The following is a 24595-nucleotide window of genomic DNA, read 5'->3' on the forward strand; positions in this document are numbered from 1 at the left end:
TCCTATGCCCCGGTGACGGAGGGGTTGTTGCGCACGAAGGTGAAGTAGGGCAGCTGGCGCAGAACGTTGAACACCAGCACCACTCCCAGCGCGAAGCACAGCAGCGTCGCCGCGAAATAGCCGTAGCCGAGATACGGGAAGCCGAGCTGCGCGGTCGCCCAGGTGAAGCCGCCATTGGCCAGCAGGAACACCAGGTTGAGGATCAGCGACGGTCGCCGGGCGTCGAAGTACATCAGCAGGATGCCGCAGAACAGCATCATCACGTGGAACAGCGCCCCCAGCACGCCGAAGCGGAACATGGCGATCTGTCGCGACGCCCCGCCGGCCGCCTCCAGGATCGCCGGCGCGAAGAAGATCACCAGCACCGAGATCACGATCTGGATGACCATCACCGAGCGCAGCCCGTCGGTCGCCGAGCGTTCCACGCTCCGCTGGTTCTCTTGGATCGCCTCCAGGGTCGCGTGGTCGCCGATCTGCCGGTAGAAGCGCTGGTAGTCCTCGAAGAACCGGGTCTCCACCGCCACGGTGAAGATCGCCAGGGCCGGCACGATGGTCAGGTAGGCGAGGAACATCGCCCCGTCATAGAGCGGCATGGTGACCAGCGCGCCGCCGACCACCGAGGTGTCGGGCACGGTCGCCCAGATCACCCATTTGTCGATCCAGATCGCCAGGTTGTAGACCAGCCCGCTGAGCGCCAGTTCCCAGTAGTCGCGGAAATACCGCAGCAGGCTGCCCGGCCGGGTCATGGGATAGCGGTACTCGGCCAGCACCGTCGCCATCAGCACCAGCATGGTCAGCGCCAGCCCGCCGCTGAACGCCGCCAGGGCGCCGGTCGCTCCGAACCCGGCGCCGACGAAATAGGTCAGCGCCACCGACCCGGTCATGCCGAGGCCGAAGGACACGGTCACCCGCACATAGGCCTTGAGCGCCGACAGGAACAGCCCGGCCACCCAGATCGCCGAGATCACCGCGTAGTTCGCCAGCGCAAGCAGGGCCAGCGGGATCGGGATGGTGCAGACGAAGAAGTAGAACCACACCGCCAATGCCAGTCCCGGCGCGGTGCCCAGCACCATCGCCGTCACCATCAGGGCCGGGGCGGTGTCGACCCGCTTCTCGAAGACCCGATCGGCCAGATAGCGGGTGGCGACCAGGATCACTGGCCCGGTGATCACCAGGCTGACCGAGAAATTATAGACGATGATCGAGCGGAACAGCTCCAGGCTCTCCCGCGGCATGGCGTCTCCCAGGATCACGGTGATCGCGACCAGTGCCAGCACGGTCAGCAGCCAGGGTCCGGCCGAGATGAACACCGAATGGCCGTAGCCGATCACCGCGCCGATCAGGTCGTCGCGCTGGGTCAGCCGGCGCAGGGTGAAGCCGATCCCCGCCATCAGCGCCGTCCCGTCGCGGCGACCGGCGCCAGGCCGCTCGTCGGCGCCGCGCCGCCGTTCACCCGGAAGCCGTCCACCCGGAAGCCGTCGGGGCGGCCGATCATGTCGCGGTACATGTCGCCGTAGATCCGGTCGATCTCGCGCTTGTTGTAGTAGCGCTCGGTGCGGGTGCGGATCGCGTCGCTGCAGCGCTGCCACCAGTCCGGGTCGATCAGCAGCCGGGCCATGGCGGCGGCGGCGGCGTTGGGCGAGGACAGCGGCACCACCTCGCCCCCGGCCCCCAGCGCCGGATGCTCGTCCGGGTGTCCCTCCAGCATCTCCCGGCAGGCGCCCACATCGGTCGCCACGGTCGGCACGCCGGCGGCCCCGGCCTCCAGGATCACCAGCGGCTGGGCCTCGGAGATCGAGGTCAGGGCGAGCACATCGATCTTGCCGAGATAGTCGGCGATCTTGACCCGGCCGAGGAACACGACCGTCTCCTCGAGCCCCAGGTAGCGCACCAGCTCGAAGCATTCGGCGGCGTATTCCGCGTCCTCGTCGGCCGGCCCCATGACCCAGCACAGCACGTCGGGCACGGATCTGCGCAGCACGTCGGCGGCGCGGATATAGGTCTTGATGTCCTTGATCGGCACCACGCGGCCGATCAGGGCGACGGTCGGCCGCCGTTCGCCGGTGTCGCGCGCCAGGGCGCTGTACAGATCGTAGTCGATGCCGTTGGGGATGATCCGCATGCGTTCGGGCGGCGCCCCGTCGGCGCGCTGCAGGATCTGGTTGCCGCCATACAGGGTGGTGATCTCGGTGCAGCACTCGTAGCAGACCCGGGCATAGGCCTGGAACGCCGCCATCCAGAGCTGGCGCAGGTCCCAGCGCGGAGTCTCGATCTGGTACCAGCTCTCCGCCGCGTCGTAGAGCCACTCGGCCATGGTGATCTCGATGCGGCGCTCGTTGGTGTAGATCCCGTGCTCGGTCAGCACCGCCGGCCGGCCGGTCTCCAGCGCCGCCCGGGCCGCGACCAACCCGGCATAGCCGGTGGAGATCGTGTGGTAGGCCCGCGCCTTCGGCAACTCGCAGAGCAGGGTGGCGAACAGGCCGCCGAACAGTGCCCGCCAGGTCCAGAAATACTCCAGGAACGAGCTCTCCGGCGCGTCCTCGCGGTACATCGCCGTGATCATCTCCCAGGCCGCCGGCGAGTTCATCAGCAGTTGGGTGCCGACCGAGCCCCGGGCCCGGGCGACGAGCTCCACCGCCCGCCGGAACCCGTGCGGGGCGGTGTCTCCGCGCATGGCGATCAGGGCCCCGGTCAGCTCGCGCATCATCCGGGTCGCGCCAAGCCGCCTCTGCGGTCCGCCGGCGCGGGATCGCAGCGGCAGGTCGACGACCCCGACAACGTTCTCCGGCAGCTCGTAGCGCGGCTCCCGCGGCTTCTCGTCGGCCGTGAGGGCGACGACCGAGAAGGTCATCGGGGCCTGGGCCTTGATCAGGTCATGGGTCCAGGTCGATACCCCGCCCGCCACATAGGGGTAGGAGCCCTCGAGGATCAGGCAGACATCGGCCTCCGGCACCGTCGCGCCGGGGCTCACGGGGTCGGCTCCAGGGGCTGCAGGCCGGTCAGGGCGGAGACCTGCCAGAGATTGATCACCGGATTGATGCCCGTGTACTCCTCGCGCAGGCCGAGCTGGGCCAGCTTCGGGTCGTCGAGCACCTGCCGCAGCTCGGCGAAGCGGCGCAGCCGGAACAGGCATTCCGCGTGCCACAGCATCGGGCGCGGATCCTCGTAGCGCAGGGACAGGCCCGACAGGTGCAGCTCCGCCTCCTCGATCATGTCCAGGCGCAGCATCAGGCGGCCGATCGCCAGATCGATGTCCTCCCGCGCGCCGAGCCGCCGGTTGGCGGCGCGGTAGGCGTCGAGTGCATCGGCCATCACCACCCGCTGCCGGTCGTCGTCCAGCACGCCGGCATAGGCGTAATCGTCCAGGTGACGGGCCAGGGCGAGCAGGGCGTCGGCCTCCTCCGGAGCGGCGCGGACGGCGTCCTCCAGTTCCAGGCGGCCGGCATGGTAGCGCTCCTCGATGGTGCTCGCCGCCGTCGCCGCCTGCACGCGGATGGAGGCTTCCGGGTCCGACAGAGCCATCTGCAGGGCCGGGGCGAACTCGCTGCGGAACCGTCGGGCCAGCAGGGCCACCACCGCCTGCTTCGCCCGGGTCGTGCCGGTGAACAGCACGTCGGTCAGCGAGTTGACGGACCCCTCGGCCACGGCGTCCTCTCGACCCTCCAGCAGGCGGCGGTACAGCAGCTCGCTGCGGGTCTCATGGTCGTCGGGGAACAGGCTGTCGTACCATTCGTCGAACGGCCGTGCGGTGCGGGTGAACGCGGCGGTCATGGCCGCCAGCAGGCCGGTCGCCAGGGGTCCGGCCGGACCCAGGGTCAGGGTCAGCCAGGACAGCCAGGACAGCAGTCGGGTGTCGCGGCCGCGCCGCGCCTGCCACAGCGCATAGGCACCGAGAAGTACGCCGAACGCCCCATGGCCGGTCAGGGCGGTCGGCCAGTCGAGCCGTCCGTCCAGCACCGTCCAGAGCAGGGCAGCTTCCACCGCCTGTGCGACGGCGATCTCCGGGACGACCTCCCTGGCGCGCACCGGACGCTCGGTGGGGAACTCCAGCGGCGTGGCGGTGCTCATGCCGCCCCCCCTTCGGCCGGGGCGGGGGCCGCGTCCTCGATCGGCCGCGCCTCGATCAGCACCGTGGCGAGCGGGATGCTGGCCGGCAGGTGCAGGCCGATGGCGTCGCGCAGCTTGCCCGCCAGAAGCTCGGCATCGTGGAGCGGGGTACCGGGCAGCAGGATGGCGTATTCGGCATCCTCGGTCGCGCGCTCGAAGGCCAGGTCGGTGGCCCGGAATGTGGTGCGCGCCGCCTCGCCCAGCGCCAGCGCCAGGATCGAATGCTGTTCGGGCGCCAGTGCGTCGGGGTCATGGGCGCACACGACGAGCTGGCTGGAGGAGAAGCCCTTGCGCCGGCCGAGCTGGCCCAGCAGCGCGTAGATCCGCTCGGAGACCTCCGCCGTCATCAGCAGGTCGTTGGCACCGGTCACCCGGTCGGCCTGGAGGGTCCGCCACCGCCGCGCGCGGATCCGCGCCGCCGCGATCCAGGAGCAGATCACGTTGAAGTTCTCCAGGGTGTAGAGGTTGAAGTCGAGGAAGGCGGTCTCCTCGATCTTCAGCATGCCGACGATCTCACCGCTGTCCAGGTCGGTCATCGCCCCGGCCAGCAGGCCCTGACCCATCAGTTTGCGCTCGTCGCTCGGGCGGGCGGCGCACAGGGCGGCCTCGCGAGCCAGCAGGTGCTGCACCATGGGATGGGACAGCTCGAGCCGGCGCTCGAAGGTATCGGCTTCCTGCCAGCCGACGCTGCGCTCCAGCTCGAAGCCGTCGGGGCCGAGCGTCCACAGGGAGTATTTCTGCGGCGACAGGACCGACTGGATGAGCTGGTCGAGCCCCCGGGACAGCCGCGCCTCGTCGGTCACGTCCATGGACTGGGCGGCCCGGTAGGTGGTGATCACCGTGCGGAACTGCCGGGCGATCCGGGCCTCCAGCGCCGACTTCGTGCGCTTAAGTTCCTCGAAGCCCTGGGCGATCAGCTGGTTCTGGTGCTCCAGCATCGAGATCCGCGACCGCAGTTGCACGCGTTCCGCCAGTTCCCGGTCGCGCATCTGTCCCAGGATCTGGCCGACGCCGACCCAGAGCGCGGGGCGCAGGCCGATGCCCGCCCAGTACTCGAACACGTCCGCCCCCAGCTCCTGCGGCGGCAGGTTCCCCACGGTGAGCGCCAGGGTCGCGGCCAGCGCGGCCACAAGGCTTGCATTGGCGCCGTACTGCACCGCCAGCAGGATGACGATCAGCCAGAACGGGTGCGGGCGCACGTCCCAGAACCGGTCGCCTTCCAGCAGGAAGAAGTCGATGGCCAGCGCCGCGGCGAAGAACAGGAGGATCTCCAGCCAGGCGACGGCACGCACGCCCAGGACCGTCCGCGGGGCGGGCGGCGCGGCCGGCGGCTCGGCGGTGGGATGGTCGGTCATCGGGCGTCCGGGGGAGGCGGGGCGTTACCGGCCGGTCAGCGGTCGACCAGCGGCGCGACCATCGAGCTGACCACCCGCTGGGCCGTGGCGTTGAGCGAGCCGCGCTCCAGGTAGCCGCCGCCCATCACCGAGTGGCTCGACGCCCACAGCACGTTGCCGGTGCCGGCCTCGATCAGCCGGGCGTTCAACCCGACCACCGGCTCCTCGCGCAGGCCCTGCTGATAGCCGAACTCGGACACGCTGCCGACGATGATGGCGTCGACCTCGAGCAGGCCGGCCGCCTGCTGGGCGGCGGCGACGGAGGTCAGGTTCTCCGGGTCGATCTTGAGCTGGGCGAGCGTTCGGCGGGTCTCGGTATCCTCCTGCAGCTGGAACACGCCGCGCTGGTACAGCTCGGTGGCCAGCAGCTCGGTCGCAATCCGGCCGGCATTGGGGTAGTTGGTCAGGTTCTCGAACGGCAGCACGGCCACCTTCATCGCGGCGAAATCCGCCGTCGGATCGACATAGTCGCGCGCCTGGCGGTCGGTCGAGGCGCAGCTCGCCAGAACCAGGCAGAGGGCCAGGACCGCCAGGCTTCGGGCGGCCGTCGCCAGCGGGGTTGCGATCGTCGTCATAGTTCCTCCTCTGTGCCGCGCCGGACGCGGTCAGAACCGGGTTCTCAGGGACAGCCCTCCGTAGAAGAGCTGGTTCTCGGTGCCCCGGGATTCGTTGAGACTTGTCCCGAGGGTAGTACTTATCTCCAGATCGACCAGCGGCTCGTAGATCAGGTTGACCTCGGCCAGCGGACCGCCGCCGTTCAGCCGGTCGTAGGTGTAGCCGGCGAGGCCCTGGGCGCGGATATACGGACCCAGGTCGCGCTCGGCCGTGGCATCCACCGTGTGACCCTCGCGCGAACTGAGCGGCAGCAGGTCGGCGCCGCTGGCCGGATTGGTCTGGGAATTGAGGATGTATTCGGCGTCGAAGCGGTAGCCGACCGTCGACAGCGGCCAGTGCTCCGGCAGCCGACGGCGGGCTTCCAGCACGAACTCGGCGCCGGTGCCGGCATGGTCGCCCTCCAGGCTGTAGCGGTTCAGCGCGGTGCCGGCGGTGAATTCGTAGACCTCGGCCGCCTGCCACTGCCAGTCGACCGCGACCCGGTCGCGGGCGCCGCCGGAGACGATGCCTTCCACGAAGTTGAAGTCCGGCTCCGACCAGCGCGCCTCCAGCCCCATCCGGCTGGTGCCCGCGTCCAGGTCGAGCGCAACCCCGGCGCCGGCGACGTAGTTGGAGGCGTAGAGGTTGCCGGCGACCTGCAGGTTGCCGGTGCGCGGCGGGGTGAGGGTGAGGGAGGCGCGCTGGCGGTCGCCCTCGAAGCGCTCGACGCTGCCGTCGCGCCGGGTGACCTGTCCCGCTACCATGTGCCGATTCTCCAGCCGGTACGCCAGGCTGAGCCCTTCGCCGCTGGAGACCTGTCCGTCGACCGCGGTGATGATCTGGGTCTCGCCGTTCTCCACGTCCTGGTAGCGGGTGGCGATGCGGGCGGTGTCGGCCAGGTCGCGGGCCAGGCGCTGGCGGTCGCGGATCGCGCCGGGAAGGTTCGGGTCGAGCGCCAGCGCCCGGTCGTACAGCGCCACCGCATGGCGCGGCCGTCCGAGCTGCTCCTCCGCCCGGGCCAGCAGCAGCATGACCTCGATGTTGCGCGGATCGGCGCGCAACAGACTGACCAGGATCGCCCGCCCGTCCGCCACCGCGCCTGACTCGATCTGCGCCAGCGCGCGATAGTAGTCGAGGCGGATGCGTTGGGGATCGGTCTGCGTCTCGGCGGCGGGGGCTGCCTCGATGGCGGGCCGGCTGGCGAACAGGGTGACCCCGTCGGCCGCCGGCTCGACCAGCACCTCGACCCCCTCGGCGAAGCGAATCAGCAGGGAATCGTAGCCGTACTCGATGGTCTCGATCCAGGCGGCACCGTCCTGGGCGGCCGCCTCGACCTCGCGCGGATCGATGGGTCCGGCGAAGCGCAGCACCACCTCCCGGCCGTCCAGCTCGGTGTCCTGGGGCGCGGCCCCGCGGATCACCAGGTCGAGCGCGGTCCCGTTGCCCGGATTGGCCTGCAGCGTCACCGGCACCTGTGCGTGCGCGGCCGGCGCCTGGAGCAGGCTCCAGACCAGGGCCGAGGCGGTCAGGGCGAGGAGAAGGCGCATACGCCGCTCACTTCAGCTTCAGAATCGAGCGGGCGCGCCGGAGGTCCCCGGACTCGATCAGCAGGTCGGCGAAGTCGGCACGCAATCCTTCATCCTCCGGTCGCTGCCGCACCAGTTTGTCCATCAACGCCACTGCCTCGGCGGTGCGGCCCAGCCGGCGCAGCAGATTAGCCCGTGCGACCTCCTGTGTGAAATCGCGGGGTTCGATCTGCGTAAGCTGGGCATGGGCGCGGCGGTAGAACGGCATCGCCTGGGCGGTGCGGTCGGTGCGCGCCAGGGTGTCGGCATAGTAGTAATTGGCCTCGTAGTCCCCCTCGCCATTGGCCAGGTAGGCGCCCAGCAGACGCTCGGCATCGATCAGCCGCCCCTCGTCATAGGCGATGAGGCCGAGGGTGCGCTGCGCCTCCGGATCTGCCGGTGCCGCCGCCAGCACCGCCCGCCAGGCGGCGGTGATCAGGGCGCGGTCGCGGGTGTTCTCGGCGATCCGGGCGAGGCCGCGCAGCCGTTCCGGCTGCTCGATCCGGGCGATCGCCTGGAGCATGGCGTCGCGCAGTTTCTGGCGGCTCTCCCCCTGCCTGTCGTCGATCTGGGCATAGGCGTTGACGAGATGCAGCAGCTCGCGGTCGGTCGTGGCGCCGTCGAGGCCGCCGATGATGGCGGCGACCCGCTTGCCGGCGCGCATCTCGATCAGCGTGTCGAGCCAGGCGTCGCGGTCCTCTCCGGTGGCCCGGCGCGCCCGGTCCTCGATCCAGTCGAGCGCCTCGGGGCGGGGTCGCGGGCCCCAGAGATAGAACAGCTGGCGCACGCTGTCGCTGTCCGGCGGCGCATCGGCGGCGACCCGGCGGAACAGGCGTTCGGCGGTCGCCCGGTCGCCGGACTCCAGCGCCCGGAAGGCGGCCTCGCGGGTGTAGTCCGCGCCGAAGCGGCCGCTCTGTGCCAGGGCCAGCTCGAAGGCGAGCGCCTTGTCCCGCTGGCCCGCGCGGCGCAGCAGGTCGGCATAGAGATCGGCGAAGGCGCGGCTGCTCTCCGCCCGCGGTGCCACCGCCTTGGCAGCGGCGGCCGGATCCATCTCGGCGAGGCCATAGGCGAGCGACAGGGCGGTCTCGGGATCCCGCGTCTGCGCCAGCCGGTCGGTGGTCCAGGCGATCAGCTCCTGGCGGCGCCCGAGGTCGCGCAGCACGCCCATATAGGCCGGGTCCCATTGCGCCGGCGCGCGCTCGGCCAGGCTGCGGAACAGCGGGACCGAGGCGTCCCGGTCGGCATCGGCCACGGCATAGACGATGGCCGTCGCCTCCTCGGACGCCGGGTCGACGTCCTGAAGGCTGCTGCGGGCGACCTCGGCAAAGGCCTCGACCCGCCCAAGACGCTTGGCTGCGGCGGCTGCCGTATACCACCAGCCGCCACCTTGGCTCTCCACCAGTGCCAGAAGCTGATCCCAGGCGGCGGCATCGGCACCGACCTGCAGCAGGTTGTAGACCAGGCCCTCCCGGTCCTCGTCGCTCAGGCCGGGCCGGCCCATCTGTCGGGTCCAGAGGTCGACCAACTCGTCGGTACGGCCGAGGGCGCCGAGAATGTCGGCATACAGAGGCTCGGCATCCGGATTGTCGGGGATCAGGGGCCGCAGGGCGTCGAGCGCGGCCTCGGCCTCGCCGTTCTGGAACAGGGCATAGGCCAGGCGTTGGGCGGACTCGTTTCCGGGTTCCAGGGCGGTGAGCCGGCGCGCCGCGGGGACCGCCGCGTCCCAGGCCTGGCGTCCTTCGGCCAGGAAGTAGATGTCGATCGCCGTCCTCGGATCCAGGGTCGGCTCGCGCTCCAGCCATTCGGCCACCAGGGTGGTTCGTCCGGTCGCCAGCGCGAGCTGCGCCCAAATCGCCCGCAGACGCGGCGAGCTGCGCTGGGCGAGCAGGGCCGCCACATCCCAGAACCCGTCCTCCGCCCGGTCCAGGCGGACGTAGAGCTCGGCCAGAAGCAGCGCGCCCTCGACCGGCAGGGCCGGTTCGGCGATGTAGGGGTGCAGCAGGTCGAAGGCCTCGTCGGCGCGCTCCAGCCGGGCCAGGACGCTGGCCAGCGCCAGCCGCTCGCCCATCGTGGCCGTGCTCCGCGCCAGGGCGAGGTCGGCGAAGCGCCCGGCAGCGGCCATGTCGCCGCGCCCCATCATGATCTCCGCCCCCAGGATCGGATCGGCGTCGAGGGCATCCGGCCCCAGGGTGGCGAGCATCGCGTCCACGGCGTCGGCTCGGCCCGCGCGGTGCAGCTCGCCGACCAGCGACAGGGCGATCTCGGAGCCGACCTGTTCCAGGCCGAAATGGGAGAAAGCGTCGAGGGCGAGGGTCAGCTCGGCGCGCCGGATGGCGAGTTCGACCAGGCTGCCGGCGCTGGCCGGCGGCAGCATGTCCTCCTGCCACCAGCCCTTCAGTTCCGCCCAGGCTTCGTCGTCCCGGCCGACCGCCCGCAATCCGTTGGCATGCAGCCGGCGCCAGTCCGGATCGCTGGCTTCCAGTTCCCGGTGCGCGTGCAGCAGCCGCAGACCGAGCTCCGGCGCGTGGCGGTAGAGTGCGGTGTCGGCGAAGGAGACGGCCAGGCTGCCCGGGGCGTCCGGCGTGAGCGTCCGGTCCGCGACATGGACGGCGCGGTCCCGGTCGCCGAGGTGCAGGGCGAGGTCGAAGAGCTGCAGCTTGTAGGAGGCGCTGAGCGCGTCCGGGGAGGCGTCGAGGAGCCGGGTCAGGCTGTCGGCCGCGGCCTCATAGGCCCCGGTGGCGATCTGCAGCTCGGCCAGCTCCACCTGGCGATCCACCGGGGCGGAACCGGTCGAGCGCAGCCATTTGAGCGCCGAGACCTGCTTCTCGGTCCTGCCGGCCTTGTAATAGGCGTCGGCCAGGTCGCCGATCCGCTCCGCCGTCGGCTCGATGGCCGTCAGACGCTCGAGGGTTTGCAGGTACAGACCGAAACGGCGGTCCTGGCGGTACAGCTCGGCCAGGCGCCGCAGGATATCCGGCCCGGTGCCGATCGCCTCCTCGTAGCTGCCGACGAGAGCGATCGCCCGATCGACATCGCCGTTGCGGATGTAGATCTCCAGCAGCCCGGTCACCACCTGGGGCGAGCGATCGCCGGCGGCGATCTGTTCCTCGAAGTATCTGCGCGATTCCTCGTACTCGCGGTCGCGCAGCAGCATGGTGCCGAGTTCCTTCTGGCTCGGCAGCAGCAGGAAGCTCAGCGCCAACGCCACGACCACGACGAAGGCGGTGATGATCGCGAACTGGCGCATCAGTCGCCGATCCGCTCGATCCGGATCCTGGCTTCGGCCGTCGCCTCGGCGGCGTCACCCGGCGCGATCGACAGCCGCCGGTCCCCGTCGATCTCGACGGTCTCGCTCCAGACCGTGTCGCCGTCCTGGCTGATGCGGACCCGCCAGGTGCCGGTCCGGGGCACGATCCACGTCATCGACAGGGCACCGAATCCCCGGGCCGAGACGGTCGCCGCGTCGGCGTCGGCCGTCAGCGCATAGGCCGGCCAGCGGCTGTCGAACAGATAGGGATGCGGCGCCGGATCCGGGTCGAGCGGGTGGCCGCGGTCGGTGAGGGCCACCACCGGCGCGGCGACCTCCGGATCGAGCGCCACGTACAGGCTGCCATGTGCCGGACGGGCGCCGAGCACGCCGGAGGAGGCGGCGAAGTCGACCGCCGTGCGGGTCGCGCGGTCGAAGCGCAAGGTCTGCAGCGCGCCGCGTTCCTCCACCCGCCAGCGCCGCGGGCCCAGGGGGATCAGCCGGGTGGTATAGAAACCGCCGGCGATCCGGGCGAAGTGGGAGGTGGTGACCGGGGCGATCTCCCGGCCGCGCATCGACTCATGCACCTGCAGCAGGGCATTGGTCGAGGCCAGCTTCTCCGCCGCGTAGCTGTGATAGTACAGGTTGATCGGCTTGACCCGGATCGGCAGTCCGGTGTTCCGGATCGTCTGCAGCACATGGCGATAGGCGAAGAACCGGCCGGTCCAGAGATCGGTATAGGTGTTCTCGTTGCTCATCGAGGCGTAGATCTGCCGCTCGGCGCCGACGGGGATGCCGATCGGCGCGACGAAACCGTAGGAGCGGTAGTCGCTGTCGAACCGCGTGTCGCCGCCGTTGATGTTCGGCACGCCGGCCTCGCGGGTCGCCGCCAGGGCCGCCTCGAAGGGCGAGGTGTCCCCCGACCACTGCACCACCTTCACACTCTGGCCGCCGACCTCGGCGATACGGTCGAGCGACCCGTCGATCTCCAGCTGCAGGTCGAACGGTTCGGCGAAGAATGCCCGGGGCAGGCTGTACTTGCCGATATCCAGCTTGGTCTCGTCGACGCCGGCGGCGTCCTGCTCGTCCGCAAGCCGGGCATAGCCCGCGTGGATATCGTGATCGGTGCCGTTCCGCCGCACGATCTCCTGCTCGACCGCCCGATCGTAGTGCTCGAAGAAGGCCCAGCGGAACGGGTGGCTGTAGGTGTGGGAGCCGGCCTCCACATGCGGCTGCTCGAAGAACGCCCGGGCGACGCGTCGGGCCTCGGCATCGTCGACCCAGTCCGGATCGAGCTCGGCGGCGATCGGCGCGATCGTGACGGGCAGGTCGGGGAAGCGTTCGACCACCCGTTCCAGCAGCACGCGGGCGGCACTGGCGGGCTCGTCGTCGATCTTCACCTCGGAGATGCTGCGCCAGCCGTCGCCATCGACGTGACTGTAGTAAATCCGGCGGCCGGCGAGGGTGGTGGTATCCGGCTTCGGCAGGTCGTCCGTGGCGAAGGCCAGCCGAAAGAACGCGAAGGGATCGATCAGCCACCGGCGGATATTGGATGGCGGGTCCATCTCGGCGGCGAAGAACGGGGCGACGAAGCCGCCATTGGGGCCGGTGACGATCAGGTCGCCATGGACCGGCTCGGGACCGGTCGATTCCAGGGTCAGGTGCGATGTGACCCGCGGGTCGACGATGGTGTATTCCGAGAACGGTGGCGGCAGCGGCGGGGTGTGCTCGAAGCCCCAGATGTTCCGGTCCCGGACCCGGTAGGCGGTGCCGGCGGTATAGGACGCGTAGCCCTCGCCCATATGCACGCCCAGATGTTCCATCAGCCGGTTGATGCGCCGCCTCGGCAGGGGACCGGTCTCCGGGTCGGCGGACACGCCCAGCTCGCCGAAAACCACCAGCTTCTTGCCCAGGTCGACGGCCCGCTCGTACCAGGTCAGCAGGCGTTCGGCACCGGGCCGGGAGGTTGCCGCCAGCCAGGTGAAGACGCCCCGCACGTCAGGACGACCGGTCAGATCGGGCAGGGGCCGGTCGGCGCGATAGTACTCCACGACCAGGCCGAGCTGCTCCAGCGGCATGGTCGCCATGACGTGGCTGCGGGTATCGCGCAGGCGGAAGTCGGAACCGCCCTCGACCAGGGCGATGACGGTACGGGGGACCGGGACATGCTCGGCCTGCGGCGCGGGCTGGGCGTCTGTCTGCGCGTGGATCGGGGCTGGCAGCAACCACCCGCAGACCAGGGCGATGACCAGGCCGAAGCGGTGCACCATCAGCCGGTCGGTTCCGGCACGATGCGGTCGAGATCGATCGTCGCGACATAGGGCGAGAAGCCGTTTTCGCGCTGGACGCGGTAGATCTCGGCGATGGTTCGGGTGTCGGCCGGGTCCCAGTAGTCGAGGCTCAGGACGCTGAGATCGGGATTCTTTCGCTGCGCCTGCTGCAGGATTTCGACCTGCTCTCGATAGAGTGGGTCGGGAACTTTCTGATAGGTTTTGGTAGAAAAATCATAGTCGGCATACACCGACTCGCCCAGGACATGGTCGATATCGAACGCCACCTGGTCGAGCAATTCATAGCCCCGGTTCAGGATGATCGGCACCTCGGGCCAGTGCAGCTTCAGGGCCTTGATCAGCCGTGCAGAGGCCTTTGTCATGCCGGCATTCGCCACCGGATCGCGCCGTTCAAGCTCGATCGGATTGTCCAGCGTATCGAGGAAAAGACCCTGGAATCCGCGCCGCAGAATTGCCGGCACCATCTCCTCGATCACCAGAGCGACCCAGCGGGTATCGCGCACATCGATGAAATAGCTGCCTTCCCAGTTCGGGTTCTCCTCGCCGAGAATTCCCCAGTCCTGCAGCCGGGCGAACACGTCGCGCTGCCGGTTCATCTCACCCAGGCTGATGTATCCGAACACCGTCTTGCCGGCATCGATGAGCGGCTCGAGCGGCGGATGCGCCGTGCGATCGAAGATCAGCAGGTCGTACGGGAGCAGCGTTTCGAACGCTGCCTCCTCTGCGTAAAAGACAGTCCATTGATAGGGGTTCTCATCGCTTCGAGAGCGCGCAAACGCCTGTTTTCCCCGGGCGCTAAGGGCCCCGAGAGCGAGAGAGGCTATCATTTGACGTCGAGTGAGCATGAAAGTTTACGGTGTTTTAGGGTTTATATCAAAGTATGTGCCAGGCGGCAGCTTCCATATGTCGCCTCCGCCGCACGCCAGCGCAATCGGCAGACCAGGAGACCGACGACCCGATGACCCTCAAGGGCCAGATCATAGGCGCCACCCTCGGTCTGGCGATCGCCGTCGGCGCGGCCCTTGCGCTTGTGGTCGGCGATCTCGTGACAGACCAGATCCGGGAACGTATCGGCGTCAGCCTGAGCGACCTTTCCACCGAGATGGCCGATCGCCTGAGCCGAGAAATGGCCGTGCGAATTGCCGAAGTCAACGTATTGGCAGGTCTGCCGGCGCTCGGAGACGTTCAGGACGTGACGCAGACGCGGTCGGTGATCGAGCATCTGCAGACATCGGTCCCCGAGTTCTCCTGGATCGGTGTACTCGACACCGGCGGCACGGTGGTAGCCGCGACCGACCGGGTCCTGGAAGGCGTCAATATCAGCCACAGACCGGTCTTCATCGAAGGCATCAAGGAGCGGTTCGTCGGCGACGTCCACGACGCCGTACTGCTGGCGTCGCTGATCGAAAATCCGACCGGCGAGCCGATGAAGTTCGTCGACATCGCCATGCCGATCTATGGCCCGGACGGCGAAACGGCCGGTGTCCTCGCCACCCACCTGAGCTGGAGCTGGGTGAGATCGGTCGAGCAGGCACTGCTCAGTGGGGCGGCCAGCCGCCGTGACGTGGACCTGTTCGTGGTATCCGCGGATGGGACCGTTCTCCTCGGTCCCGATCTGAGTCTTCTCGGTCAGCCCCTGGCGTTTCCGGCGATCACCGAAGCGATGGCCGGACGGACCGGCTGGGCGATCGAGACCTGGGCCGATGGCGAGGACTACCTGACCGGGTTCACGGAAGTACGGGGTCATGGGCGGTTCGAAGGGTTCGGCTGGGTGGTGCTGGCCCGCAGCCCGGTGGCCGTCGCCTTTCAGCCGATCACCGATCTGGCCACGCGGATCGCGGCGATCGGGCTGGTCTTCGCCGCCCTCGCCGCCGCCCTGGGCTGGGTCATCTCCAGCCGCATCGCCGGTCCGGTAAAGGCCCTTTCCCGGGCCGCGCACGCCCTGCGGCAGGATCAGACGGCGGCCTTTCCGAAGATCCGCGGCCCCCGCGAGATCGAAGTGCTCTCCGAAGCGTTCGCGGATCTGGTCAGGTCCCTGATCGCCAAGCAGACGGACCTGGACGCCGTGACCGACCAGGCCTTCAACGACCCGCTGACGGATCTCGGAAACCGGGCGTCCCTGGAAAAATTCATTGCCTCGCGGCAGCACTCCGAGGGGGCCTATGCCGTCCTGGCGATCGATCTCGATGGGTTCAAGCAGGTGAACGACAATCACGGCCACGATGCCGGCGATGTCGTCCTGCAGGAGGTCGCCGGTCGCCTGCGCGGGTGCATGCGGGCGGGCGATTTTCTCGTCCGCAGCGGGGGTGACGAATTCCTGGCCTTCCTGGTCATGGCGGAGTCCTCGATCGACAGCCCGATCCGCCGGGTCGCCGCGCGGATCGTTGACCAGATATCGGAGCCGTTCCAGGTGTCCAGGAGCGACGGCCGCAAACCGCTGGCCCTGCGGATCGGCGCCAGCGTCGGTATCGGCTTCTATCCGCGCGATGGGGCGGGTCTGTCCCAGGTGATCACGCTGGCGGACAAGGCCCTGTATCGGGCGAAGCGGGACGGAAAGAACCAGGTCCGGGTGCATGGCGATGGCGCAGCCGCCACTGCGAAAGCCGCCGCGGCCCCGCTCTGAGGTCCGTCGCGACACTGTCCGAAGAGCCGCTCCGGGAGGCAGAGCCTTGGCGCGCATTTGGTTCGCCTCCAGTCGCGCTCCCGTCTCGATACCCTGATTTCTCTGCTTTTTCCGTGCGCTAGAGACGGCCGTCCGCGCGCTCAGTCGGCGGATCCCCGTATCCGTCGGTCGATCCCTCTGTATCGGCGTCTGACGGGCCCCGTTGCCGGATGCACTCAAACGGTGTTTCGATACCGCGGGATGAGTTAACTTTGTATGCATCTCGGCGGCCTGGGGTTTCTCGGGACCGCCATCTGGTGCTAGTGCCGACGCAATGGGGAGCTGGTGGGGGCTATGAACGCGCGCGCCGTCAAGCTGAAGAAAGCCTATCTGTTCAGCGATCTCGACGATGTCGTGCTCGATCGGATCGCCGATCTGTGCGACTGGCGCCGATACCAGAAGGGCCGCCAGATCGTCGGCGAGCAGGATATGACCAACGTGGTCTACATCCTCACCGCCGGTAAGGTGCGGGCCAAGCGCTTCTCGACCAGCGGCAAGGAAGTCTCGTACCGTGACCTCGACGAGGGGGCCACGTTCGGCGAGTACTCGGCGATCGACGCCCGGCCACGCTCGGCGACCGTCGTGGCGCTCACCGATTGCGAGACGGCGGTCCTCGGCCAGTCGGAATTCCTGACACTGATCCAGGAGCATCCGGCCGTCGCCATGCGCTTCATCAAGGAACTGGTGCAGCAGGTCCGCAGCCTGAGCGACCGGGTGTTCGAGTTCAGTACCCTGGCGGTGAACAACCGCATCCACGCCGAACTGGTGCGCATGGCGGGCGACGCGCCGGAGGAGGCGGGCGGCGTTCGCCGGATCAAGAGCCCGCCGACCCATCTGGAAATAGCCAACCGGATCAGCACCCACCGCGAGGCGGTCTCGCGCGAGCTCGCCTATCTGGAGAGCGAGGGACTGATCAAGAAATCCCGTCAGGTTCTCGAGATTCTGGATATCGAGCGGCTGCGGGCGATGATCACCAACATCTGACCGGCGCTACCAGTTCTCCACAATCGCCTTGGCAATGGCGGAGCGGCTGTCCGTCAGGGGGTTGATCGCGTCGGCGATGGCGATCACCGCCTCCCGGGTGACGCCGGTCTGCTTCAGGGCCGTGATCGCCGACTGCACCCGCTTGGCGTTCGGCTGCATCGGCGACATGCGGGTCTTGCCGGTGGCCGGTGACGCGGCGAAGGTCGCGATCTGCAGCAGGCCGGCGGCGAGCCGCGCACCCAGCGGATAGGCCGGCTGCCGCAGCAGAATGTCGGTATCCTCGATCCCGCGATAGCTCGCCAGATAGCCCAGGGCCATGGCGTCGCAGAACGGGCGGCGGGCGGTGATGCGCGAGGTACTGCGGCTGAGCGGCGGATCGGCCCTTACGGTCACCGTGACCGAGGGACCCTCGATCCAGCCGCGCTCGCGGGTGTTCACCGCCAGTTCCACCACATGGTCGCCCACCTTGGTGAAGACCGGATCGTCGCCGCTGCTGTGCAACTGCAGGATATGCCGGTGCCGCGCACCCGGGGCGAGGCTGACCATTTCGGTGCCGTCGCACAGGGTCTGGGCCGCACCGATCAGCCGCCGCCGTTCCGCCCCCGGGTCCATCACGGCCACCTCGGTCAGCCCGTCGGTGAGGGTGACCGACGCCGGCACCGTGATCGGCGCGTCGGTGATGTTGCGCAGGGTCATCTCCAGGAAGACCGGCTCGCCCAGGTCGAAGCTGCGCTTGATCGAGGCGGGCGCGTCCTCGGCGGCCAGCTCGTTGGCCGGGCGCACCGATACCCGGATGTCGAGCACCGGGTCGGTCTTGAAGCCGGGCGTGCGACCGGTATCCGGCTGCAGGCCGATCTCGATCCCCTTGGGCGGCACGCTCCAGTTGCCCCAGCCGGGGCAGACCTCCGGGTCCGGCCGGTGGCTCAGGTTGCGGCTGTCGACCGCGTCGAACTCCAGCCGGGAGATCGCCGGGAACAGCGGTCCGGTCGCCGGGTCGACGATCCGCAGCAGCTCCTGGATCTGGTTCATGATCCCGCAATTCTGCGCCCGGTCGACCGGCGAATGGCGCAGCCCCAGCGTGTGTCCCATCTCGTGCGCCATGGTGCGCAGGGTCACCTGGGCCGAGCGGCCGATCGGCAGGCCGCGGACGCTCTGGTCGATCCGGGTGTTCAGCTCGTCCACCGAACTGGCCAGGTCGGCATCGAGGAACACCGCGGCCCCCTGGCGATGGCGGTCGATATTGTCGAACATCAGCCCGGCGATGTTGCCGAACTGGCCGGTGCCGTCCAGGCCCGACCAGTTCAGCGAGGACACCAGGAACACGTGCTGGATCCAGAGCGGCCCGGCGGCATAACGATTGACCTGGTCGGCCAGCATCGTGTCGAGCTCGCTGCGGATCAGGCTGTCGTCCGCCGGGAGCTTCTCGGGGGGGCGGATCACGTGCAGGTCGATGCCGGCCTTGCGGTAGATGTCCACCAGGGTTCGGGCGTTGTGGGTCTCATCCTCCGGCCAGGGCCGGCCCTCCATCTCATGCACCACCAGCCGCATGCCGCGCGGATAGGCCGAGGCCTTGACCGCCCACAGCGCGTGGGGCCGGCCGTCACAGAGGATCGATCCGGCCAGAACCGGGGCGGCGGCGGCGGCCGCGTGATGATGGTGGGACGGCTGGAGGCCGAGCGTCATCACGCAATCGGCGAAACTTCCGAAATCGCCGACCCGGTTGCTGGCGGCGCTGCCGACCGCCGGCTGCCAGGCGAAGACCCGGGTCTGCACGGTCAGGGTGTTTCCCGCGAGCCCGCCGCCCATGGCGCGGAAGTGGCAGGCATAGTCGCTGCGGTTCGGCTGGCAGAACCAGCTGTCGTCGACCGTCAGCCGCTCGCCGTGGTGGGGCAGGTCGGCGGCGGAGATCCCGGGCGGGGCCCGGTACAGGTCGCCGGAGACGCAGAGCCGGCCGTCCTCCAGCGAAATCCGCAGCGTGCCCTGATGGGCGGGCGATCCGTCCTCGGCCAGGGCCAGCAGATACCACGACCCGGCGGCGATCTCCGGCGACAGGGCCATGCCGGCCGCCGGGGAGGGGGGCGCCGGGGAAGAGGCCGCCGGCCAGGGGCAGGGAACCGCCGTTGGACTAAGCGTGGCGCCCGCGAACACATCGGCATTCGGCGCCACAATCGACGAGACTTCCACGCTCCCAACCCCCCGGCCAGTTTACTGGTGAACTCTGACAGCTTTTTCTTGCGCATGCTTGGCGTCAGTGTGAATTCTCACACAGCTAATGGGTGAAGCCTATGGGCCGGTTGGTGTTAGTCTTCGGCCCGCAATATGCGCAATTTTCAAGGAGTGGGGCGATGGCCGACGATGTGTGGAATGTGGGTGTCTTCTACCAGGCCGATAACGGCGACTGGTACGAGATCAAGAAGGCCCGGTTGCTCGACCGGCTGGACAGCAACCCGAATTTCGAGAAGGTCCTGAACAAGGCGGGCGCGCAGTTCCCGAACAAGGCCTTCGTGCTGCGCAGCGACGGCACCGCCGACCGCAGCGACAGCTTCAACTGCATGGAAGGTATCGACGGGGCCTGAGCCCGATCGGTTCCTTAACACGGGACAACTTCCTCATATTTTGAGGATGGGAGGGAGCGGTGAACGACGCTGCCCCGATAGCATTCGCCGAAATCGAGGGCACCACGCGTGCCTGTTCACCGCGCGAAACGATCGATCGCGTGATGCCGTTGCTGCCTGTCTTCGGCATCACGCGCGTTGCCAACGTGACCGGCCTCGACACCATCGGCATCCCGGTGGTGATGGTCACCCGCCCGAACGCCCGCTCCGTCTCGGTGTCTCAGGGCAAGGGCGCCTCCCTGGATGCCGCCAAGGCTTCGGGCCTGATGGAGGCGATCGAGATCCATCATGCCGAGCATATCCTGGCGCCGCTGCTTCTAGGCTCCTACAACGAGCTGCGGTTCCGCGAGACGGTCGCGGACGTCACGGCGATGGCCCTGTCGACCCGCAAGGATCTGACGGCGACGGCTCGGCTGCTGTGGACCCAGGGCTACGACCTGACCTCCGGCGATCCGGTCTGGGTACCCTATGAGGCGGTCCATACGGATTTCCGCACGCCCTTCCCCGAGGGCAGCGGCTATTTTCTCTGTACCTCCAACGGGCTGGCCTCCGGAAACACCATCGAGGAGGCGATCTGCCACGGCCTCAGCGAGGTGATCGAGCGCGACTGCCTGGCGCTCTGGCGGCTGAAATCCGACGAGGACCGTGACCGGTGCGAGCTGGATCTGTCCACGGTGACGGATCCCCATTGCCGGGCGCTGCTCGACCGCTATGCCGCCGCCGAGGTGCCGGTTCGGGCCTGGAACCTCACCTCCGAGATCGGGGTGCCGGTCTTCAACGTCTGGATCCCGACGCCGCCCACCGGGATGCCCATCTCCGTCACCGGATTCGACGGCCATGGATGTCATCCCTTCGCCCATATCGCCCTGTCCCGCGCCCTTTCGGAAGCGGCCCAGGGTCGGCTCACCATGATCGCGGGCGTGCGCGACGATATCGACCCGACCTATTACGACGAGCGTCCGGACGAGGTGCCGGTCGTCGAGCCGGCGACCGCAACCCGGTCGGCCCCGCCGCCGGTGGCCTATGGTGACATTCCCAGCCTTCAGGCGCGCAGTTCCCGGGCGCTGATCGAGCGGATGGTCGAGCGGCTCTCGGCGATCGGTCTGGATCAGGTCATCGTGGTCGATCTCACCCGCTCCGAGTTCAACATTCCGGTGGCGCGGGTGATCGTGCCCGGTCTGGAGGGCAATCCGAACGCCCGCCTGTATCGGCCCGGCCGACGCGCGCTGCTCGCTGCCGGAATCGATCCGCAGCAGGGAGCGGCGTCATGACCCTGATCGTCTTCGGCGGACCCTCGTTGGCGCCCGGCGCGCGGGAGCGCTTCCCGGAACTGTCTCTCCGCGGTCCCGCGCGGCAGGGCGACGTGTATCTCGCCCTGCGCGAGTCCCCCAAGGCAATCGGTATCATCGACGGGTTCTTCGATGCCGTGCCCTCCGTCTGGCACAAGGAAGTGCTCTGGGCCATGGCCCAGGGCGTTCATATCCTCGGTGCCTCCAGCATCGGCGCCCTGCGCGCGGCCGAGCTCGAAAGCTTCGGCATGGAAGGCGTCGGCAGCGTCTACGAGGCGTTTCGCGACGGCGCGCTGGAGGATGACGACGAGGTGGCCGTGACCCATGGGCCGCTGGAACTCGGCCATCGGCCGCTGACCCTGGCCATGGTCAGCATCCGGGCGACGCTCGCGGCCTTTCCCGCGGACCAACTGGAGGAGCCGACCAGTCTGGCGCTCTATCGGGACGCGGCAAAGGCCCTGGGATATCGCGAGCGGACGGTGTCCCGGATTTCGGCGCGGGCTTTGGAGCGGGGCGGTCATCGCGCGGATATCGATACCCTGGCCGCGCAGGTATCCGAAAAGCTCGTCGACGTGAAAGCGGAGGACGCGGAGACCCTGCTGACGATGATGCGGGACCGGGCCGCCGAATTCTTGGAACCGAAGACCGTGCGCTACACCTTCAATGACACATCGGCCTGGCGGGCCTTCGTCGCCTGGGCGGAACGCCAGGCGTGGCCGCGTGTCGCTTGAAGCCAGTCAACGTCGTTGAAGGCGGGCCCGCGTTTCGACGACCGCCTTTCGAAGGGGCGGAGAGTCGAAGGCCTCGGCCGATGACAAGGCGGAGGCTAGGGCCTCGGCACCCTCGGTCTCATAGCCGCGTCGGATCAGCACCTCACCGTGCAGACGCAGGCGCTCCGAATCATAATAGTACGGGTGCTCTGACGGGAGGTCCGCTCCTGCCTGGGTGAGTTCGGCTTCGGCCTCCGCAAGAAGGTCGGAAGCCAGCAGACATTCCGCCAACAACGTTCGGGCATAGGGCAGGAGCTGTCCGCCGCCGCTGCTCTTATAGGAGTCGATCGAGTTGCGAATCCGGGTGATTCCAGCTTGCCTGTCACCAGAAAATGAAATCGCCCAACCAGAGAGAAATCCGCCACGGTCAATCCAGTAGCGCATGCCCGACTTGTTTTCGCTCGCGATGAGTGTTGACTGGTTCGCTTCCGCCAGTGCCTGCTCAGGGTTTCTCTCGCACTGCCACATCGATGCGCAGATACTGTGCGAGTACGCGAGACCGAAGACGTGCTGCATCCTTTCAGACCGCTGCTTGGCGGCCTTGATTGTCTCGAAAGCGGCTTCTCGATCTCCTAAGAACCAGAAATTCCAGGCGCTGAGACAAAGAGCGACAACACCGGGGTCTGTGCCTTGCGCCCCGATCGCTCGATTGATGCCCGCAGAACCGTAGAGTCGCAGGGCCTCCTGAAAGCTCGCGTGGGCTTCCTTGAAGCCGCCGGACCACAGTCGATAGGCGCCGTTGGCGTTCGCCGCATCGACCCGCATCATCGGGTCCCTGGACCGTGCTGCGATGGCGCTGAGCTGGCGGGTAAGAACCTCGACCAGCGGATAGTTCCCCTGGATCATGTTGGCATTCCAGAGTCCGCGCACCGCGTCGAAGGTCGAGCGTCCGTCGTCGCTGGAGACCGTGAGGGAGAGGGCCTTCTCGAACATCTCCTGGCCGACCTGATCGCCCCAGCCGTAAAAAATGTTCCGGGTCGCTCCGATCAGGTTGTAGATCCGCACCAGCCATTCCCGGCGGCGGCCGCCTTCCTCCATGGCGTCGGCCTCGGCGGCGGCGAGTTCGAGCTGGTGGATCGATTCCGTCGCGGCGTACTGGCCCTTGAACTTCTCCGCCGCCGCCAGACGGTAGGTCAGGCATTTCTCCACATCGTCGGCCTCGGAGAAATGCCAGGCGAGCACTTCCGGCGAGGCGGCGAACCCGTCCTCCGCCGCATAGGTCTCCATCGCCTGGGCGATCCGGCCGTGCAGCGCCGCCCGATCCGCCTTCAGCAGGCTGGAGTAGCCGGCGTCGCGCAGCAGGGCGTGGCGGAACCGGAACTCGTCGCCGACCGCGGCACTGCCGGTCAGGATGCCCCGGGATTCCAGATCGGAGATCACGGCGATGGCGTGATCGACATCGACCCCGACCGTCCGTGCCACCAGCCGCAGGTCGAACACGTCGCCGCAGACCGCACAGGTCTGGATGAAGGCCTTGCCGGGGCCGAGCTCGTCGATCCGCTCGTTCAGCAGGTCCATCAGCGTGGTCGGCGCGTCGTCCGGATCGACCTCCCGGCCGTCGCCGTTGCCTTTGCGGGCGGCGACCCGGTCGAGCTGGTGGGTGACGTATTCCTCGATGAACAGCGGAATGCCGCCGACCTTCGCCAGCACCGCCTGGGCGTCGAGATGGGCGAACGGCTTCTCCGAGATCAGCAGATCCACCATCGCCCGCGCGTCTTCCTGGGTCAGGCCGGAGAGCTGGATCTCGGTGACGTCGAGCTTGAGGCGGGCGGACAGGGTCTCCCGGCTGGTCAGCACCACCTGGATCGGGTGCCGCTCCACCACCCGGCACAGCGCCTCCAGCCACTCGGCGGAGGAGTCGTCGAGCCACTGGACGTCCTCGATGACCACGATCACCGGCGCCCGGCCGGCGAGCGCCTCCAGCCGCCGCACCAGGGCAGCGACGACGCGGGCGCGCTCCTCGCCGGGACGCGACATGGCGACACCGGACTGCCCGTCCTCCAGGATGCGCAGGATCGCCTGGGCGTCCTCGAACTCCTGCGCGCTGGCCGACGAGGCCAGTTCGCGCGTCAGGGTCTCCAGCCGCGATCCGCCCGGCGGCGTGGCGGTATCCAGGTGGCGGATAAGTTCGTCGCGCAGCGGCTGCCACGGACTGTTGCGGTGGTGGGTGTTGCCCTGCATCAGCACCAGGTGCGGCGAGTCCTCCGCCACCGAATGGACGAACTCGTAGATCACCCGCGACTTGCCGATGCCGGCCGGGCCGACCACGCCGACCGCGGCCCCCTGGCCGAGCCGCGCCCCGTCCCACAGCCGGTGCAGGACGGTCAGCTCCTCGGTCCGGCCGACGAAGGCGCAGCGCTGCAGCGCGTCGCGGGCCAGGAACCGCAGCGGCAGCTCGCGATGGCCGCGCACCCGCCAGAACATCTCCGGGTTGCGGAAGCCCTTCAGCCGGATCGGCGGGTTCGGCGCGCAGACGAAGAAACCGCCGGCCTTGCGATAGGCAGCGTCGGAGATCGCCACTTCGCCGGGTTCGACCTGCTCCTGCAGGCGCCGGGCCACATGGGGCGCGCGTCCGATGACCTCGTAGAAGATCGAGCCGCTGCTGGTATAGGCCTCGCCGACAAGCACGGAGCCGGACGCGATGCCGGTGCGGCAGGCGAGGCTGGTGCCCATCGGCGTGCGGATCCTGGCGACGGCCTCTGCGACCGCCAGACCCGCGCGCACGGCCTGCTCGCTGGCATCCTCGCGGGCCGAGGGAAAGCCGAAATAGGCGAGAATACCGTCGCCCTCGATGCGGGCGATGTAGCCGCCGAACTGCTTGATCAACTGGGCGCACTTCCCCGAGAACGCGTCGAAGACGTTCTGGGCATCTTCCGGATCGAGCTCGTCGACCAACCCGGTGGAGCCCACCAGGTCGACGAACATGACCGTCAGATGGCGTCTTTCTTTGACCGGACGCCGATCTTCGTCTGACAACGCCTCTTCCCCCAAGTGTAAGGCGTATGAAGCAAGAAATATTCAGCTCATCGGTTTACCGTCGGCGACTTTAACATTCTCGCCGCCCGCGTATACCGATG

General features: G+C 68.6%; 16 protein-coding genes. 5 read left to right on the forward strand and 11 right to left on the reverse strand.

The annotated features are described in order from the left end of the window. Positions 1-2: 2 nt before the first annotated feature. From pelG to G578_RS0103045, 9 genes are read right to left on the reverse strand one after another with little or no spacing between them, the layout of a single operon-like run. Positions 3-1391, reverse strand: a complete 1389-nt coding sequence (pelG, locus tag G578_RS0103005; protein ID WP_028792991.1) for an exopolysaccharide Pel transporter PelG — start codon at positions 1389-1391, stop codon at positions 3-5. Next, positions 1391-2971, reverse strand: a complete 1581-nt coding sequence (gene pelF / locus G578_RS24445) for a GT4 family glycosyltransferase PelF (protein WP_051243760.1) — start codon at positions 2969-2971, stop codon at positions 1391-1393. The genes pelG and pelF overlap by 1 nt, the downstream gene beginning before the upstream one ends. Continuing rightward, entirely contained in the window at positions 2968-4068 is a 1101-nt protein-coding gene (locus G578_RS29820) for a tetratricopeptide repeat protein (protein ID WP_028792992.1), read from the reverse strand. The genes pelF and G578_RS29820 overlap by 4 nt, the downstream gene beginning before the upstream one ends. Further along, a complete protein-coding gene (locus G578_RS0103020; RefSeq protein WP_028792993.1) occupies positions 4065-5462 on the reverse strand; it encodes a hypothetical protein in 1398 nt (465 codons plus the stop codon). Before G578_RS0103020 ends, G578_RS29820 begins: the two co-directional genes overlap by 4 nt. Positions 5463-5497: 35 nt before the next feature. Then, on the reverse strand, positions 5498-6076 hold the full coding sequence (locus G578_RS0103025) for a CsgG/HfaB family protein (protein ID WP_051243763.1): 579 nt from the start codon (positions 6074-6076) through the stop codon (positions 5498-5500). A gap of 30 nt (positions 6077-6106) precedes the next feature. Further along, a complete protein-coding gene (locus G578_RS0103030; RefSeq protein WP_028792995.1) occupies positions 6107-7642 on the reverse strand; it encodes a tetratricopeptide repeat protein in 1536 nt (511 codons plus the stop codon). 7 nt (positions 7643-7649) lie between these two features. Beyond that, positions 7650-10907 (reverse strand): tetratricopeptide repeat protein, encoded by a 3258-nt coding sequence (locus G578_RS24450; protein WP_038013389.1) that lies wholly within the window; start codon positions 10905-10907, stop codon positions 7650-7652. Next, positions 10907-13177 carry a polysaccharide deacetylase family protein gene (locus G578_RS28110; protein ID WP_051243766.1) on the reverse strand — a complete coding sequence of 757 codons (2271 nt, stop codon included), beginning with the start codon at positions 13175-13177 and terminating at the stop codon, positions 10907-10909. The genes G578_RS24450 and G578_RS28110 overlap by 1 nt, the downstream gene beginning before the upstream one ends. Next, positions 13177-14025 (reverse strand): glycoside hydrolase family 191 protein, encoded by an 849-nt coding sequence (locus G578_RS0103045; RefSeq protein ID WP_051243769.1) that lies wholly within the window; start codon positions 14023-14025, stop codon positions 13177-13179. The genes G578_RS28110 and G578_RS0103045 overlap by 1 nt, the downstream gene beginning before the upstream one ends. A 131-nt stretch (positions 14026-14156) precedes the next feature. On the opposite strand from G578_RS0103045, the gene G578_RS24460 reads away from it, so the two are divergent. Together G578_RS24460 and G578_RS0103055 are read left to right on the forward strand one after the other, a co-directional pair. After that, positions 14157-15821, forward strand: a complete 1665-nt coding sequence (locus G578_RS24460) for a sensor domain-containing diguanylate cyclase (RefSeq protein WP_038013391.1) — start codon at positions 14157-14159, stop codon at positions 15819-15821. A 333-nt stretch (positions 15822-16154) separates the two neighbouring features. Next, entirely contained in the window at positions 16155-16844 is a 690-nt protein-coding gene (locus G578_RS0103055; RefSeq protein ID WP_051243774.1) for a Crp/Fnr family transcriptional regulator, read from the forward strand. Between the two features lie 6 nt (positions 16845-16850). On the opposite strand, the gene G578_RS0103060 is transcribed toward G578_RS0103055, so the two are convergent. Then, the gene (locus G578_RS0103060; protein ID WP_028792998.1) at positions 16851-18902 is read right to left on the reverse strand and encodes a hypothetical protein; all 2052 of its coding nucleotides are present in this window, start codon (positions 18900-18902) and stop codon (positions 16851-16853) included. A gap of 287 nt (positions 18903-19189) precedes the next feature. Here G578_RS0103060 and G578_RS0103065 point away from each other — a divergent pair, with 287 nt between their 5' ends. Genes G578_RS0103065 through G578_RS24470 form a run of 3 tightly spaced genes read left to right on the forward strand, consistent with a single transcriptional unit; the run spans position 19190 to position 21479 of the window. Next, positions 19190-19420 carry a hypothetical protein gene (locus tag G578_RS0103065; RefSeq protein WP_028792999.1) on the forward strand — a complete coding sequence of 77 codons (231 nt, stop codon included), beginning with the start codon at positions 19190-19192 and terminating at the stop codon, positions 19418-19420. Between the two features lie 59 nt (positions 19421-19479). Next, positions 19480-20730: a YcaO-like family protein gene (locus G578_RS24465; RefSeq protein ID WP_211228848.1), complete on the forward strand. Its 1251-nt coding sequence runs from the start codon at positions 19480-19482 to the stop codon at positions 20728-20730. Next, positions 20727-21479, forward strand: a complete 753-nt coding sequence (locus G578_RS24470) for a TfuA-like protein (protein ID WP_051243777.1) — start codon at positions 20727-20729, stop codon at positions 21477-21479. The genes G578_RS24465 and G578_RS24470 overlap by 4 nt, the downstream gene beginning before the upstream one ends. A 6-nt stretch (positions 21480-21485) precedes the next feature. Here G578_RS24470 and G578_RS0103080 read toward each other — a convergent pair whose 3' ends face one another. After that, entirely contained in the window at positions 21486-24509 is a 3024-nt protein-coding gene (locus G578_RS0103080) for an ATP-binding protein (protein WP_342664889.1), read from the reverse strand. Positions 24510-24595 lie beyond the last annotated feature (86 nt).

The organism is Thalassobaculum salexigens DSM 19539, assembly GCF_000423805.1.
In the GTDB taxonomy this organism is placed as follows: Bacteria; Pseudomonadota; Alphaproteobacteria; order Thalassobaculales; family Thalassobaculaceae; genus Thalassobaculum; species Thalassobaculum litoreum.